Here is a 14972-nt window from a genome sequence, read left to right on the forward strand (position 1 = left end):
GTGGGGAATGGAGCGGCCTACATGCCGAGCGACATCACGGTCGTCAGTCCCGGAAAGAGAACAAGCAGGAACATGATGAGCGCCATGACGCCGATGAACGGCAACAGGTATTTGAAGGAGGCCGACATCGGTATGCCTCCGGTGCGGCAGGCCGCCATGAGGTCAATGCCGAGCGGCGGCGTGTTTGCGCCAATCGCCAGGTTGATGGTCAGCAGCACGCCGAAATAGACGGGATCGATTTCGAAGGCCCTGAGGACCGGCAGGAAGACCGGGGCCAGGATCAGGATGATCGCGATCGATTCCATGAACGTGCCGAGCGCAAGAACGGCCAGCATCATCAACAGAAGGGCGACCGTGGCACTCTCCGTTGCGCCGGTGATGGCGTTTACGACGAGCTGCGGCACCTGTTCGACGGTCAGGATCCAGCCGAACACGGAAGCCGCGGCGATGACGATGAGGATCGAGCCCGTCATTTCCGTCGTGTCACGCAGGAGGCCGAAAACCTTGGCGACCGGCAAGCGACGATAGACCAGCGTTCCGACCAGCAGCGCATAGGCAACGCCGATGCCTGCTGCTTCCGTCGGCGTGAAGATGCCGAAGCGGATCCCGCCCACGATGATGACCGGTGCCAGGAGAGCCAGCACGGATTCCCTAAGCGCGACCGCCAGCCGGGCCCAGCTGAAGGGCTCGCCGCCCTTCCAGCCGTTCTTTCGCGATATCCACCACGCCACGACTATCAACCCAAGCCCGAGCAGGATGCCCGGGCCGATGGAATGGATGAAGAGCTGACCGATGGAAGTGCCGGTCGCCGTTCCGTAGACGATGAGCACGATGGAGGGCGGAACGACCGTGCCGAGCGAACCCGCGCAGCCGAGGCCCGCGGCGGAGAAGCCTGGATCGTAACCACGTTCTTTCATAGCCGGCAGCAGCATCGAGCCGATCGCCACCACGTCGGCAACGCCCGAGCCAGACAGCGAGCCGAACATCATGCAGGCGGCGATCATCACGATGGCAAGACCGCCGGTGCGCTGGCCGACGACGGCCGCGCAGAGATTGACGATCCTTGGCGCAAGCCCGCCATGGACCATCAGCAGGCCGGCCAGGAGGAAAAGCGGTATGGCGAGCAGCGTGAAACTGTCGATGCCGGCGACCATGCGCTGCGCCACCACCATTACCGGTAGCGCATCGCCGACCAGAAGATAGGCAACCGAGGACAGCGCGAGCGCGACGACGATCGGAGCGTCGATGAGAAGCAGGAGAACGAAGACGGCAAAGAGGACGAGAAGCGCGAGGCTCATTTGCGCAACTCCTTGGCCAGCAGGGCGACGAAGGCGAAGACCGCAGTGACCGGCAGAGCGAGGTAGACGAGGCCGGCGGGCCAGCTCATCACCGTCGTCTCGTGCGACCAGGTGAGCGCCGTAATCTTCCAGCCGGACCAGAAGACGACGATCAGGAACAGGAACGCGGCAAGACGTGCGAGGAGATCGAGAATGGCGCGGAAGCGCCCTTGCGCGACGATGAGGTCCGTAAGGCCCGCGCACAGGTGGGTCTTGCGCACGAAGGCGGAGATCGCACCTATGAATGTCACCCAGACGAGCAGGAGGCGCGGAATCTCCTCCGACCAACGCGGAGTGAAGGCGAAGGCGTAACGGCAGATGACGACATAGACGATGATGGCGGTGAAAATGGCGATGGCCAGGCCGCCGATGGTGCCGGCCGCCCGTTCTATGGCGCCGGCGATCCGCGAAGGCGGCATCGGAGCGTCTTGCATTGAAACCTCGTTGGCGTCGTTGAGAACGGCGGCGTCCTGCCCGCCGGAAGCGGACAGGACGGAGCTCTTACTTGCGGTAGCTGTCCATGATGGCGAGCAGCTCGGGACCGAACACGTCCTTTTCGCTTTCCCAGATTGGCTTCAGCGCCTCGATGAAGGCCGTCTTGTCGACTTCGTTGAACTCCATGCCCTTCGACTTGAGCTTCTCGATCAGTGCGACCTCGTTATCGGCGACCATCTGTCGCTGAGCATCACCCCACTTGAGGGCCGCTTCCTTGACGATGGCCTGGTCTTCGGGGGAAATCTGCGCCCAGGTCATGCCCGAGACCGTGAGGCAGGCCGCACCCCAGATATGGCCGGTCATCGAAACGTATTTCTGCACCTCGTAGAACGAAGAGGCGTCGATGATCGACAGCGGGTTTTCCTGCGCGTCGAAGACGCCCTGCTGCAAAGCCGAATAGAGTTCACCGAAGGCCAGCGGTGCCGGCTGCGCACCAAGAAGCTCGAAGGTCGCAAGGCGCACCTTGTCCGGCGTCACGCGGATCTTGATGCCGGCAAGGTCGCCTGGCTTTTCGATCGGGTGCTTGTTGTTCGTGATGTTGCGGAAGCCGTTCTCCCACCAGGCCAGCACCTCGATGCCCTTCGGCCGCAGGAGATCGGCGAGCGCCGTGCCAAGCTGGCCGTCGAGCGCGGCGAACGCCTGCTCGCGGCTGGTCCAGGCATAGGGCATTTCGATGATGCCAAACTTCGGCTCGACGAACTGGAAGGAGCCGCTGCCGATCAGACCGCCCTGGATGGTGCCGATCTGCATGCCCTCGATCACTTCCTTCTCCGTGCCGAGTTGGCCTGACGGGAAGATCTCGATCTTGACGCGGCCTTCCGTCTTCTCCGAGACTTCCCTGGCAAAATCCGTCGAAGCCTTGTGCCAGCTATGGGTATCGGCAAGCACATGGCCGAGACGAATCGTCGTTTCGGCCATGGCAGCCGAAGGAGCGGAAAGACCGATGATGCCTGCGATCACCGTCGCAGCCAAGCCGCGGGAAACTCTCGATATGCCCAGTTTCATAGCACCCTCATTTGTTGCGTCTATTCTGGGCATATTAGGCCGGCAGGATTGCTCGCAGGCAAATAACCGGGATCAATGGCAAGCATTGCATGCGCCTATGTCGGGGCCGGCGATTTCCTGTGGCAAAACCCTCTTCAATCGATTGTGGCGATGCACTCGATCTCGATGTCGAAGTGCGCCCAAGGCTTGACCGCAACACAGCTCCGAGCCGGGAAACTGGAGGGAAAATACTCCCGGTAGATCCCGTTCATATCGGCGGCAAAGTCATTGTCCGTAATAAAAACGAGCGATTTGAAGACGTTATCGAGCGAGGAACCGGCATGGCGCAAGCTAAAGGAGAGCGCGTCCAGCGACGCCCGCGCCTGGACCGCGATGTCACCTTTGATGATGTCTCCCGTCTTGAAATCGATCGGAGGCATCCCACAGGTATAGAGGACCGCGCCGACGCGCGTCAGCGCCGAAGTGGGTGCACCCAGCTTTCGGATCGCTTCGGAAATGACCGGAATTTCAATAACTTCGTGCTTCAAGATCTCGATACTCCAATCGCCATGCCGCTGACCTCGCGAATTTAGCGGATGGCTTGCGTGCCGGAAAGGGGCGGACCGCCATGAGCGGACCCGGACCAAGGGCGCCCGAAGGTCACGGGGCCGCCTGCCGTGAACGGCACCGGGTCTTCGTCGATCCAACCACCTGTCCTTCGCCGGACTGGCGCTCTCCACAGCACCGGGAGCGCCTTGGCTCCTCCTTTGCCGTGCGCCGCCTTTCAGCCGGTGACGCGAATGCGGAAGCGGCTCATGAAGTCGCCCTCCCACCACATCGGGAAATTGGTGCCCCATTTGTTGTTGTGGAGATTGAACGCGAGCCCTGTCTCGTAGGTGGGCGGCCCGTCGGGAAACTGCATGAATGGCTGTCCAAGCGGTCCCGCGAGCGGCGAGTCGAGCGGTTCGATCGCCAATCCCCTGCCGCCGGCAAGTGCTGCCCGCGCAAGGAAGATCGCCTGCAACGCTCCCCCACCCCGCCGGACGGTCCGCGCCGCCTCCTGCCAGAGCCCGGTCTTCAACAGTTCCCAGCGGTGGGCACTCTTCGGCGCAATCTCGACAAAACCCGCTTCCGGCATTCGGTTGGCAGGCTTGCCTCGCAGCACCACCGCGATTTCCACGCCTTCATCCCGCGACTGCACGACATAATCCACCCGGGCAGGGGCGCCTAGCTGCTCCTGTGCTGCGCTGGGAAGTCGGCAGGCAATCACAAGCCGGCCGCCTTCGCTTGCAACGCCGATCAGCTGGGGCTCAAAGGAAGCGGACAGTGACGTCTGCGCCCGGTGGAGCCCCGGTTTGCCGTGATCAAGGATCGCCCATTCCGGCCGATTCGTGAGATAACTGTCCATGAACCGGTCTAAATCGTTGGCGTCATAGCTCCGGTAACGGTAGCCGATTAGCCGTCCATCCCCTTCGAGCCGCCAATTGCCCGCTGCAAGCGCCAGGATGTCGCCGGTCCCGGGGTCGAGTTCCACTTCCACGCCGTCGATCGTGACCTTGCCCGTCGGCGCCAGCGGCCGGACGTCGATCGCGGCCGGCACCTCCGTCTCCCGAAGTGCCTCTTCCGCGCGCGTGCGGTCCTCCGCAGAAAGCGCCTCTACCGCCTGACCGAGATAGGCCCGCTGTTCGCGCCAGGACGCCTCGGCATAGCCGAAGCGGTAGTCACCTTTCCGCATCGCCTCGAATGCCGGCCGGTCCCAGGCCGTTTCGTCGCGCAGGAACGTCTTGATGTCGACGCCGCAAGTATGCTCAGCCACCAGCGCCAGCTTGCGCCCGAAATCGCGCCGCGCCGGCGACAGGCCCTCGGCCTCGAAGGTGTCGTAGAGCCGCTGCAGGGCGCGGAACCGCGCGATCTTTACCGGGTCGGCGGCAGCGCCGTGGATCCAGCTGTCGCCGAGTTCCGCGTCCACCACCGGGAAACGCTCGCGATGCTCCCAGAGGAATGCGCCGTAGTCCTCGAGCGTGGCCGCGCGGACTTCTGCATCCGGATGCCGGTGGCCCATTTCCCGCAGGACCTCCACCACCTGATGGATCTGCTGCGGGCCGACATTGTCGCTGGTGTGGGCAAAGCTCAGACCCTCGGAAAGGCCTTCGGGCAGGTGGGTGGCGCCGTAGCTTTGCTGATACATGACGACGATCTCCTCGCCGCCGGGGGCCCGCCATCGGAAAATCTCCGGAACATCAGGAGGCGGACAGGCGGTGTTGACGCCGATATGCAGGAATTTCAGTCCGGCATTTGCCATCAGAGACGCAACGCCGCGCGTGTGCCCGGGCACGTCCGTCATCTTCGCGGCGATGGTTTTCTTGCCAAAGCGGCGGTCGAGCTCGGCCGCATAGGAAAGCCCGGCCCGGAAAAGCGCAGGACTCATCAGTTCCGAATGGGTCGTGAACGGCAGGCCGTGCCAGCGGATCACCCCCTTCCCGATCGCCCGTTCGAGCCGCGCCACCTCTTCCGGCGAGCGCGTATTGAGATGATCCCAGATGAGCCAGGCGCCGGTCGTCCAGATGAATTTCGGGTTTTGCGGGTCCTCGGCATAAAAATGCTCGCCCGTCGCGATCGCCTGCGGGATGAAGCGCTCGTGATAGAGCCGCCGCACGGTCTCCGCATGGTCGGTGAAACCGATATCGAGGTGGGTCTTGAAGATCAGATGGATGCGCCGAGCGGTCAATGCACTGCCTTTGAGCTTGAAGCAACTCCGGGAAAGCTGCGTCACGGCGTTTCGTCCGGAGTTGCATGTTTTCAGAGAGTTAGATCATTCACTGTTTTCGTGGGCCGATGACATGATCTATCCCACCGTGCCGCGCACCACGAGCCGCGTGCGCACGGTTTCAGAAAGGGCCGGCGCCGCGGGATCCTTCAGGCGACGCAGGATCAATCGGACGAGCGCGCGGGTGCGCGCCTCGAGATCCACCTTCACGGTCGTCAGATTGTAGCTGCGCCAGTGCGACTGGGAGATGTCGTCGAAGCCGACCACCTTCACATCCTCGGGTACGCGCCGCTTCAATTCGTACCGTAGCGCATCGAGCGCCCCGAAGGCGCTCTCGTCGTTGGCTGCGAAAATAGCATCCGCGCCCTCGCCAACGCGGAAGAGATCGAGCGTGCCCGCATGGCCGGCGTCGTAGCTGAAATCACCGGGGATGATGGTCGGCCCGGGCAAGCCTCGCCGCGCCATCAGTGCTGCCAGGGTCCTGCGGCGGGCCTGTTCGGCAAGAGAATCGCGCTTGCCGGAAAGATAGGCGATGCGCCGGCAGCCATAGCCGGCAAGAAGCGCCACCGCCTGCTCCATGCCTTCCCACTGATCGACATCGATCCGGTCATGGAGGGCCTCCGGCTCGGGCGTGCGCGCCCCGCCTGCCGGCTCCTGGTCCATAAGATAGTTGATGTAGATCGGCACTGCCCGGTCGAGAAAGCGGGTGAGGACGTGGGGACGCACGTTCTCGGTGAAGGCGATCACCGAGTCCGGATTGAAGCCGCGCATGTAGGCGAGAAGCGTCTCGTCCATGCTGAAATCCGTGCGCGTCTTGAAGAGCAGCGTGGCGAAGCCTTCGGCCTGGAGAGCTGTGGTGAGCGCATCGATCTCCTGGCTCTCCCAAGGGCTGCAGACATCGGGCACGATCACGCCGACAAGGTGGGTGCGCCGCGTCACGAGCGCGCGCGCCGCGCGATCGGGGACATAGCCCAGTTCCTCGGCGATCCTCAGGATGCTTGCCCGCTTTTCCGGTTTCAGCGGCGCGTCCGGATTGAAGGCGCGCGAAACCGCGGCCCTGGAGACCTTGGCCGCCTCAGCCACCGTCTCCGCCGTGATGCGCTGCGGCGTCTCGTTAAGTTTGTTGGTCAAACGATCGACCCGACTTTCCCACAAAATTGAAATCGTGTTCACCAATATCCTTCCGCACGGAGCTCAGACGGTCAAGCCCCACATGCGCAGTTCCGCCCAGTTGTTCCTGTTTCTCAGGCTTTCCGGCAGGATCCGTCCGCCGGACCCGCGCCAGCAAATGAATTCCCTTCGCCTCGGGTTGACGCAAAATTGAAAACGTGTTCACTTTTTGCCGTGAGGGCGACGGCCATTGCCGAGCGGGCTCTCGCAGGCCGCGGGAGCCGGCCGATCCAATCGCGAAGGGAGGAAAATCGCGATGCGCATTCACCTGCATGCACTCTGGTTAAGTCTTGCCGCAGCAACCACGTTCGCCTCGCCGGCAATCTCCGCCGATCTTTCGATCACCTGCCGCTGCGTCGAGGGTGGCGTGAACTCCGAACTCGCCGCATGGGTCAAGAAAAGCGTCATTCCCGGCTTTACCAAGATGAAGGGCGACGCGGTCAAAGTCACTCTGACCGAATTCGCCGGTTCGGACGAGCAATTGACGCAGCAGCTCGCGCTCGACTTTTCCACGGGCGCCGGCCCGGACGTCGCCGGTTTCGACGGCTTCCTGATCCCCAGTTTCGTCGAGGGCGGGCTTTTGAAGCCGCTCGACGAACTGGCGGGCGACGCGGTGGCGAAATGGGACGGCTGGAGCCATATTACCGAGGGGGCCAAGGCACTGATGTCCTATCAGGGCAAGCCCTATGGCCTTTCGCTCGGCACCGATGTGCGCGTGATCTTCGTGCGCGCCGATCTCCTGAAGGAAGCCGGCATCGACCCCGCAACCTGGCAGCCCACGTCCTGGAACGAACTGCTCGATACCGCCCGCGCGCTCAAGGCTAAGAAGCCCGACTCCTTCCCGCTGCAGATCAACGCCGGCGTGCCTATGGGCGAGGCGACGACCATGCAGGGTTATTGGATGGCGCTGCTCGGTACGGGCGAGCAGGTCACCGATGACAAAGGCCGCTATATCGTCTCGAGTCAGGGCATTCTCGACACGCTCAACCTCTACAAGACCATTTATGTGGACGAGAAGCTCGGCGACCAGCGGGCACAGCTGCTGGGGGACGGTCGCAATCGCACATTTGCGAACTTCCGCGACGGCAAGACCGCGATGCTTCTCGAAAGCGACTGGTTCTATCGCTCGGTGACCGCTCCGGGTTCCGAATTCGCCGTCGAAGATCGCGACCAGGTGGTGACCTGGGCAAAGATGCCGGCCAAGGAGCCCGGCAAGGGCATTCGTGGCCAGGACTTCGTGACGATCTCCGGCGGCACCGGCTTCGTCCTTAATCCCAGTACCGATGAAAAGGAACTGGCCTGGGAACTGCTCGCCTTCATGAACAGCAAGGAACAGCTCGCCGAATTCCAGAAATACGAGCCGCGCATCCGCATTCGCGACGACGTGGAGATTGCGGACGCTCCCTTTCTTGCAGAAACTTCGCAGGCGCTGATGCCGCTCACAACCGCGCGACCGAACGACGCCAAGTACAATGCCGTTTCGGCCGAAATCCAGCGCATGACGGAGGCAGTCGTGTCGGGCGAGCTGTCGCCGGAAGACGCCATGAGCCGCTATCGCGACGCCGTTACCCGGATCGTGGGCGAGGAAAACACCGTAAGCCTGCTCTAACGGCTTGCGCTCGCCCCGGATCCCCCACGGCAGACATGACAATCCTCCGCGCATGTGGGGCCGGCAGGAGACGCCCCCGTGCGCGGAAGCAGGAGGTCGGATGAAATCCTTTTCCCTTCTATCCCGCGGCACCGGGGTCGCATTTCTCACTCCGGCGGGACTGCTGATCGGCGCCTTCGTGATCGCGCCGTTCTTCTGGGTCATCTATGTGTCGTTCACCAACCGCTCGCTGCTGGGCCGCACGGCGCTGAACCCGGACTTCGTAGGGCTCGCCAATTATTTCTCGCTCTTCGACGCAGCCACCTTTCTTACCCGCGGCGAATTCGGCTCCTCGCTGATCCTTACCATTCAGTTCGTTCTCCTGTCGGCGGTCGTCGGCCAGGCCGCACTCGGCATGGTGCTCGCGTGGATGCTGCAGTCGGTGCCCAGATCGCTGAAGCATGTGACCGAGGCGGTGGCGATCGGTGCATGGATCCTTCCCGAGGTCGTGATCGCCTTCGCATGGTTCGCCTTTCTCGACTATGAGAACGGTACGCTCAACATGATCATGGAAGCCCTGGGCTTCCCGCCGGGTGACTGGCTCCTGTCCTTTCCCTTCTGGGCGGTCGTCGTCTTCAACACCTGGCGCGGCACGGCGTTCTCCATGATGTTGTTCAATTCCGCCTTCTCCTCGATTCCGCCGAGCTATTTTCAGGCAGCGGACGTCGCCGGCGCTTCGAGCTGGCAGAAGTTCCGCGATATCGGCCTGCCGCTCATCCGCGGCCATGTGGTTACCGATCTGATCCTCATCACCATGTGGAGCTTCAACGTCTTCACGCCGTTCCTGCTGACGAGCGGGGGACCGTCCTACCGCACCGAGATCCTGCCTATCTACACCTATCGCATCGCCTTCCGCGATTTCGATTTCGGCAAGGGTGCGGCTGTCGGCGTGGTCGTCATGCTGATAAACCTCGTCTTCGCCCTCTTCTATCTCTGGGTGATGCGCCGTCGCGCCAAGGGGGTGGCTGCATGACACGCTATCTTGGCCTCTACTTCACCCGAATCGGCTTTTCACTGGCAACTGCGCTGATCGGGGCCTTTTTCGCCCTGCCGCTCGTCTGGTTCATCTTCGCGCCCTTCAACCCGCGCGCCGAGTTGGGGTTTTCCATTCCCGAGCCGTTCTCGCTTGCCAATTTCGAGGCCGTCTTCCAGAACGGCTTCGCAATGCGCGGCCTCTGGAACTCGCTCGTCCAGAGCGTCGGCGGCGTCATCCTCGTGGGTGCAGGCGCCACGCTTGCCTCCTACGCCCTGTCGCGCTCGCCGATCCCCGGCAAGAGCGTCATCACCTATATCCTGCTGCTCTTTTCCTCCGTCGTATCGGGATCGGCCGCGATGGTGCCGATCTTCCTCATCATCAACGGCATCGGCCTCATCGACACGCAAATCGCGGTGATCCTCGTATTCGCCGGCGGGCTTTTACCGACCGCCATGTTCATCCTGCGTGATTTCATCGACAGCATCCCGAAGAGCTACGAGGAGAGCGCCATGGTGGCCGGAGCCTCGCCGGTCCAGGCCTTCTTCGACGTGGCGCTGCCGGTCATCCGTCCGGGCGTCGTGGTCGTGGTCGTGTGGGCATTCGTGAGCATCTGGGGAAGCTTCCTCATTCCCTTCATCCTGCTGCGCTCCAGCGAAAAGATGCCCGCTTCAGTGGCGATCTATTCCTTCTACTCGGAGGCGGGGACCCCGATCGTCACGCTGCTTGCCGCCTATTCCCTGCTCTACTCCCTTCCCGTCGTCATTCTCTACCTGTTCGTGAGCTGGAAGTTCGGCTTCCGGTTCTTCGGCGGTATCAAGGCTTAAGGTTCCATGGCTTCCATACGCTGCAAAAGCATCACCAAGAAATTCGGCGAGTTTGTCGCCGTCTCGGATCTCAACCTCGAAATGGATGACGGCGAATTTGTATGCCTGCTCGGCCCCTCCGGGTGCGGCAAGACGACGACCCTGCGCATGATCGCCGGCCTGGAGACGCCGACATCCGGCCAACTTCTGATCGGCGACCGCGACGTCACCTTCCTGCATCCGAAGGACCGCAAGATCTCGATGGTCTTCCAGGATTACGCGCTCTACCCGCACATGAACCTCGCCGACAACATCGCTTACCCGCTGAAGGTGCGCGGCGAAAAGGAAACCAAGCGCCATGCACGGGCCCGCGAAGTGGCGGATGTGCTGAAGATCGGCCACCTCATGGAACGCATGCCCTCGCAGATTTCCGGCGGGCAGCAGCAGCGCACGTCGCTCGCGCGCGCGCTGGTCTATCCGTCCGAGGTCTACCTCTTCGACGAGCCGCTCTCCAATCTCGACGCGAAGCTCAGGCTGGAGGCGCGCGGTTTCCTGAACCATCTGCAGCGCGACATGGGAATGACGGCGGTCTATGTCACCCACGACCAGGCCGAAGCCATGGCGCTTGCCACCCGGGTCGCCGTTATGGATGCGGGCAAGGTGGTGCAATATGCGCCGCCGATGGAGGTCTACCGCCGGCCAGCCACCACTTTCGTCGCCAATTTCGTCGGCAGCCCGCCGATGAACCTGTTGCCGGTCGAGGCGATGATCGCCGACGGTGCGCTCCAGCTGAAAGCGGACAGGGTTTCCGTCGCGCCGCTCCCGGTCTCACGCGCGGCCGCGGCGGCATTGAAAAACAACAGCAAGCTGACCCTCGGCGTTCGCCCCGAGCATCTGGCGATCGCGCGCGGCGGAGAAGCAAACGCGATCACCGGCCAGCTCTTCGCCAACGAAAACATGGGGCCGGAGAAGCTCGTCACGCTCGAGCGGGACGATGCCGCGCGATTTACCGCCCGGATCTTCACCGACGACGTGATCGCGCTCGACACGACCGTGACGCTCGGCTTTTCCTCCGAACACATCCACCTTTTCGATCCGACTGGCGCTCGGATTCCCATGAACGGGGAAGAGGTCTGAAATGCAGTACAACCTGCATCTGACGACAGTCGACAAGGCGCGTTCGCCCTATTTCTACGTGCCGTTCGACGTTCCCCCGGGCACGACCCGGCTCGATGTGACGATGCGCTACGAAAAGGCCGGCGACTGCATCATCGATCTCGGCTGCGCCGATCCGCGGCTTGGCGACTTCCCGAGTGAGCAGGGCTTTCGCGGCTGGAGTGGCGGCGCGCGCGACTGCTTCTTCGTGGCAACCGATGACGCCACGCCCGGTTATGTGCACGGCGAGATGCCGGCCGGGACATGGCGGGTGATGCTGGGTCTCTACAGGGTTCCCGATCACGGCGTCGACTTGGAACTGACCGTCGCCTTCGACGACGCGCCGCGTCCGCATGCGCCGCAGCCATTGCGCCCGCGCCCCGTTCGAAACGGAGCCGGCTGGTACAGGGGAGACCTGCACTGCCACACCTTCCACTCGGATGCGAAAGGCAGCCCGGAACTCCTGCATGCCGCGGCGAGGCAGGCCGGGCTCGATTTTCTCGCCGTGGCGGACCACAACACGACCACCCAGCGGCGCTATTTCCATACCCACTCCTCACCCGACCTCGTCTTCGTGCGCGCCATGGAGGTGACCACGGCCGAAGGCCACGCCAATGTCTTCGGCGTCGACGACTGGATCGACTTCCGCATGACCGGCCGCGAGGACGCGCTGAGGCTATCGCAGATCGTGCACCGGAAGGGTGGATTGCTTTCGATCAACCACGACAAGCCGGCTATCCCCTGGAATTACGAGTGGCCGCGCGCCGACTGCATGGAGGTCTGGCAGCAGGCGTGGTTTGCCCGCAACTGGATATCGCTCAGACGCTATCAGGAGCGGCTCGCTTCGGGCTGCAAATTGTCTGCCATCGGCGGCAGCGACTATCACCAGCCCGCCCGATTGCTGCCGGAGGGGCCTTTGGTGCTTGCCCGTCCAACGACGGTTCTGTGGCTGCCGGAACTCTCCGAAGACGCCGTGCTCGCCGCAATGAAGGCAGGGCACGGCTACGTCACCGAAGGCCCTCGCGGCCCACATCTTGCGCTGACCGTCGATGGCGCGCCGATGGGTGCGACCGTTTCGGGCGGACGCGCGGAGGCGCATGTCACCGGTGCGGCGGGCGACGTCCTGGCCTGGTACGACGCGACCGGCGAGATCGCGCGCATGCAAATCGACACGGTCGACCAAACGTTCGTTCTCGAAGCCGTCCCGCAAGAATTCCTGCGTTGCGAAATTCTCGCTCATGCCAGCCACGGCGCACTCGTCGAGGAGTTTCGCGCCGCCATCGGTAATGGCCCCCTTCCCTGGGGCCTGACCGAAGCGGAACTCGAGGCCGAACCGTTGCGCCGCGCAATTTCAAATCCCGTCTATTTCGCGCCATAGGAGTGCCCGCATGCTCCTGTCCAACGCCCCCTGTTCCTGGGGCATCTTCTATCCCGACAATCCGCGCGTGAGCGCCTCGCAATATCTGGACGAAGTTGCCGCAGCCGGTTACCGGGGCACCGAACTCGGCCCCTACGGTTTCCTGCCCACCGATCCGGCAGCTTTGCAGGATGCGCTTGCCGCCAGGGACCTGGAACTCGTGGGCACGGTGCACGTGCATACATTTTCCGATCCTCACAGCGGCCCGCAGCTGCTTGCGGATGCCGAGAAGATCGGCAAGCTGCTTCATGCCCTCGGCGCCCGCTCCCTTACGCTCATGGACGAGGGCAACGTCTATCCGTCACATGCAGTTGGCCGGCTCACCGACACGCAGTGGCGGGCGATGACAGGTGCGCTGCGGGACACCCGGGCGCTGCTTCTTGAAAGGTTCAACATCACGCTGGCCTTTCATCCGCATGTGGCGACGGCGGTGGAGTTCGAGGAGCAGATCGATCGCCTGTTGCAGGATACGGAAATTCACCTCTGCTTCGATACGGGCCACCACGCCTTCTGGAATCAGGACCCGCTCGCCCACATGGAAAAGGTCTGGGACCGCATCGACTGCATGCACCTGAAGAATGTCGACGCAAGCGTGCGTGCGCGCATGCTCGCCGGGGACCTGACCGTGCGCGAAGCCTTCGAAGCGGGCGCGATGTGCCCGCTTCCGGACGGTGCCGTCGATATCGCCGCAGTGGCCCGGATGCTGAAGGAACGCCGCTTCCCCGGTCCCGTGGTTGTCGAGCAGGACTATTTCGAGGTCATGTGCGAAGGCCCTGCCCAACTCGCAAAGCGTAACGCCGAATTCCTGAAACTTCTGATCTAGGAGAAGTCGCCGATGCAGATTTCTGTCGGTCTGATCGGACTGGGCGAGGTCGCCCAGCTCATGCATCTACCCCTCCTCGCCGATCACCCCGGCTTCCGGATCGCCGGCGTCTGCGACGTCTCGCCTATGCTTGTCGAGGCTATTGGCACGCGCTATGGCGCCCGCCTTCGCACCACCCGCGTCGAGGAAATGCTCGCTGCCCCGGATATCGATGCGGTGTTCATCCTCGCCCCGGACTACCTGCATTCGGAGCTGCTTGGCCAAACGATGGAAGCGAACAAACACGTCTTCATCGAGAAACCGGTCTGCCTCACGCGACGCGAGCTTCTTCCACTCATAGAGCGCAACAGAAACAACCCGAAGACCGTCTTCGTCGGCTATATGCGTCGCTACGCCCGGCCGTTTCTGGAACTCAAAAAGCGTATGCCTCCCATCGACGAGATCCGCCATGTCCGGATCCGCGACCTGATCCGCGAGTCGCGCTTCTTCGTCGAACAGACGCGCCACATCGTGCGTGCCACGGATGTTTCCGCGGCCGTCATCGCTGAGGGCCGCGCACGGACGCAGGCGCTTCTACGGGAAGTGATGGGCGAGGATCGCCCGGATCATGCGGTGCGCGCCTATCAGGTACTGACCGGACTGTCGTCGCACAGCTTTTCCGCCATGCGCGAGCTATTGGGCCGGCCGAAGGGTGTGGCGGCGGCGCGGCAATCTGGCGGGGAATCGCTGGTGGTGCTCTTCGACTACGGTCACTTCACCGCGGTCTACGAGGCGGTGATCCACGACGTCGCGCGCTTCGATTCCGGCATCGAGGTGCTGACGCAGAACCGCCAATACAAGATCAATTACGATACGCCCTATATCCGCAACCTACCGACCCAGCTCGAAATCACCAGCTCCACCGACGCCGAGACCGGCACCGAGATCATCGGGCCATTCTACGAGGATGCCTTCCGGGTGGAACTCGGCGCCTTCCATGACTGCGTGACGCAAGGGACACGCCCAAAAAGCGATCTCGAGGACTCTCTTGCCGACCTTGAGCTCTTCGCCGCGGTTGGGCGGCATTTTTGAGAGCTTTCCGCTCTACTGCTCGATCGTGATATCTCGCAACTACTCGGAACGCCGACTTCGGCACTGCCCAGGCGCGCTGACCGTTATGGAGGGGTTCGGCCCCAATGGTTCCCCGCGTATGTGGCGCACCGCGTTTGTGACCGTGACGTGATGAAGCCTGGCGCGCACGCCGTCACAATCCCTCTCCATCGACCGTATGGAACCAACTTTGCTCGAAGGCGTTGCCGATACTGGATAAAGCCAACATCCAGAGCGACTCCAGGAGGCCCAGATGGATCTCACTACGCTTCTGATCATCGTTCTCATTCTTCTTCTATTGGGAGGCG

Annotated in this window: 13 protein-coding genes; 7 read left to right on the top strand and 6 right to left on the bottom strand. The window is 62.8% G+C overall.

Annotated features, from left to right (window positions below):
- Positions 1-17: 17 nt before the first annotated feature.
- From SINAR_RS0109180 to SINAR_RS0109205, 6 genes are all read right to left on the bottom strand, one after another.
- On the bottom strand, positions 18-1298 hold the full coding sequence (locus SINAR_RS0109180; protein WP_027998820.1) for a TRAP transporter large permease: 1281 nt from the start codon (positions 1296-1298) through the stop codon (positions 18-20).
- A complete protein-coding gene (locus tag SINAR_RS0109185) occupies positions 1295-1771 on the bottom strand; it encodes a TRAP transporter small permease (protein ID WP_027998821.1) in 477 nt (158 codons plus the stop codon). Before SINAR_RS0109185 ends, SINAR_RS0109180 begins: the two co-directional genes overlap by 4 nt.
- A gap of 67 nt (positions 1772-1838) precedes the next feature.
- Positions 1839-2837 carry a TRAP transporter substrate-binding protein gene (locus SINAR_RS0109190; RefSeq protein WP_027998822.1) on the bottom strand — a complete coding sequence of 333 codons (999 nt, stop codon included), beginning with the start codon at positions 2835-2837 and terminating at the stop codon, positions 1839-1841.
- 134 nt (positions 2838-2971) lie between these two features.
- The gene (locus SINAR_RS0109195) at positions 2972-3364 is read right to left on the bottom strand and encodes a RidA family protein (protein WP_027998823.1); all 393 of its coding nucleotides are present in this window, start codon (positions 3362-3364) and stop codon (positions 2972-2974) included.
- Positions 3365-3600: 236 nt separating this feature from the next.
- Positions 3601-5544: a DUF5054 domain-containing protein gene (locus SINAR_RS0109200; RefSeq protein ID WP_027998824.1), complete on the bottom strand. Its 1944-nt coding sequence runs from the start codon at positions 5542-5544 to the stop codon at positions 3601-3603.
- 117 nt (positions 5545-5661) lie between these two features.
- The gene (locus SINAR_RS0109205; RefSeq protein ID WP_027998825.1) at positions 5662-6714 is read right to left on the bottom strand and encodes a LacI family DNA-binding transcriptional regulator; all 1053 of its coding nucleotides are present in this window, start codon (positions 6712-6714) and stop codon (positions 5662-5664) included.
- Positions 6715-7009: 295 nt separating this feature from the next.
- Here SINAR_RS0109205 and SINAR_RS0109210 point away from each other — a divergent pair, with 295 nt between their 5' ends.
- The 7 genes from SINAR_RS0109210 to SINAR_RS0109240 all read left to right on the top strand — a co-directional run bounded on the left by SINAR_RS0109210 (position 7010) and on the right by SINAR_RS0109240 (position 14646).
- A complete protein-coding gene (locus tag SINAR_RS0109210) occupies positions 7010-8362 on the top strand; it encodes an extracellular solute-binding protein (RefSeq protein ID WP_027998826.1) in 1353 nt (450 codons plus the stop codon).
- 100 nt (positions 8363-8462) lie between these two features.
- The gene (locus tag SINAR_RS0109215) at positions 8463-9374 is read left to right on the top strand and encodes a carbohydrate ABC transporter permease (RefSeq protein ID WP_027998827.1); all 912 of its coding nucleotides are present in this window, start codon (positions 8463-8465) and stop codon (positions 9372-9374) included.
- On the top strand, positions 9371-10201 hold the full coding sequence (locus tag SINAR_RS0109220) for a carbohydrate ABC transporter permease (RefSeq protein WP_027998828.1): 831 nt from the start codon (positions 9371-9373) through the stop codon (positions 10199-10201). The genes SINAR_RS0109215 and SINAR_RS0109220 overlap by 4 nt, the downstream gene beginning before the upstream one ends.
- A 6-nt stretch (positions 10202-10207) precedes the next feature.
- Complete coding sequence (locus SINAR_RS0109225) at positions 10208-11317, top strand: ABC transporter ATP-binding protein (RefSeq protein WP_027998829.1); 1110 nt, start codon at positions 10208-10210, stop codon at positions 11315-11317.
- A gap of 1 nt (position 11318) precedes the next feature.
- Complete coding sequence (locus SINAR_RS0109230; RefSeq protein WP_027998830.1) at positions 11319-12713, top strand: CehA/McbA family metallohydrolase; 1395 nt, start codon at positions 11319-11321, stop codon at positions 12711-12713.
- A 10-nt stretch (positions 12714-12723) separates the two neighbouring features.
- Positions 12724-13575, top strand: a complete 852-nt coding sequence (locus SINAR_RS0109235; RefSeq protein WP_084617241.1) for a sugar phosphate isomerase/epimerase family protein — start codon at positions 12724-12726, stop codon at positions 13573-13575.
- 12 nt (positions 13576-13587) lie between these two features.
- Positions 13588-14646 carry a Gfo/Idh/MocA family protein gene (locus SINAR_RS0109240; RefSeq protein ID WP_027998832.1) on the top strand — a complete coding sequence of 353 codons (1059 nt, stop codon included), beginning with the start codon at positions 13588-13590 and terminating at the stop codon, positions 14644-14646.
- Positions 14647-14972 lie beyond the last annotated feature (326 nt).

It is taken from the genome of Sinorhizobium arboris LMG 14919 (genome assembly GCF_000427465.1).
Classification (GTDB): domain Bacteria; phylum Pseudomonadota; class Alphaproteobacteria; order Rhizobiales; family Rhizobiaceae; genus Sinorhizobium; species Sinorhizobium arboris.

What these genes read in the sequence shown, in the direction of transcription:
- SINAR_RS0109230 (WP_027998830.1), top strand. Translation starts at nt 11,319, where the DNA reads ATGCAGTACAACCTGCATCTGACGACAGTCGACAAGGCGCGTTCGCCC.
- SINAR_RS0109215 (WP_027998827.1), top strand. Translation starts at nt 8,463, where the DNA reads ATGAAATCCTTTTCCCTTCTATCCCGCGGCACCGGGGTCGCATTTCTC.
- SINAR_RS0109220 (WP_027998828.1), top strand. Translation starts at nt 9,371, where the DNA reads ATGACACGCTATCTTGGCCTCTACTTCACCCGAATCGGCTTTTCACTG.
- SINAR_RS0109185 (WP_027998821.1), bottom strand. Translation starts at nt 1,771, where the DNA reads ATGCAAGACGCTCCGATGCCGCCTTCGCGGATCGCCGGCGCCATAGAA.
- SINAR_RS0109180 (WP_027998820.1), bottom strand. Translation starts at nt 1,298, where the DNA reads ATGAGCCTCGCGCTTCTCGTCCTCTTTGCCGTCTTCGTTCTCCTGCTT.
- SINAR_RS0109190 (WP_027998822.1), bottom strand. Translation starts at nt 2,837, where the DNA reads ATGAAACTGGGCATATCGAGAGTTTCCCGCGGCTTGGCTGCGACGGTG.
- SINAR_RS0109225 (WP_027998829.1), top strand. Translation starts at nt 10,208, where the DNA reads ATGGCTTCCATACGCTGCAAAAGCATCACCAAGAAATTCGGCGAGTTT.
- SINAR_RS0109235 (WP_084617241.1), top strand. Translation starts at nt 12,724, where the DNA reads ATGCTCCTGTCCAACGCCCCCTGTTCCTGGGGCATCTTCTATCCCGAC.
- SINAR_RS0109240 (WP_027998832.1), top strand. Translation starts at nt 13,588, where the DNA reads ATGCAGATTTCTGTCGGTCTGATCGGACTGGGCGAGGTCGCCCAGCTC.
- SINAR_RS0109210 (WP_027998826.1), top strand. Translation starts at nt 7,010, where the DNA reads ATGCGCATTCACCTGCATGCACTCTGGTTAAGTCTTGCCGCAGCAACC.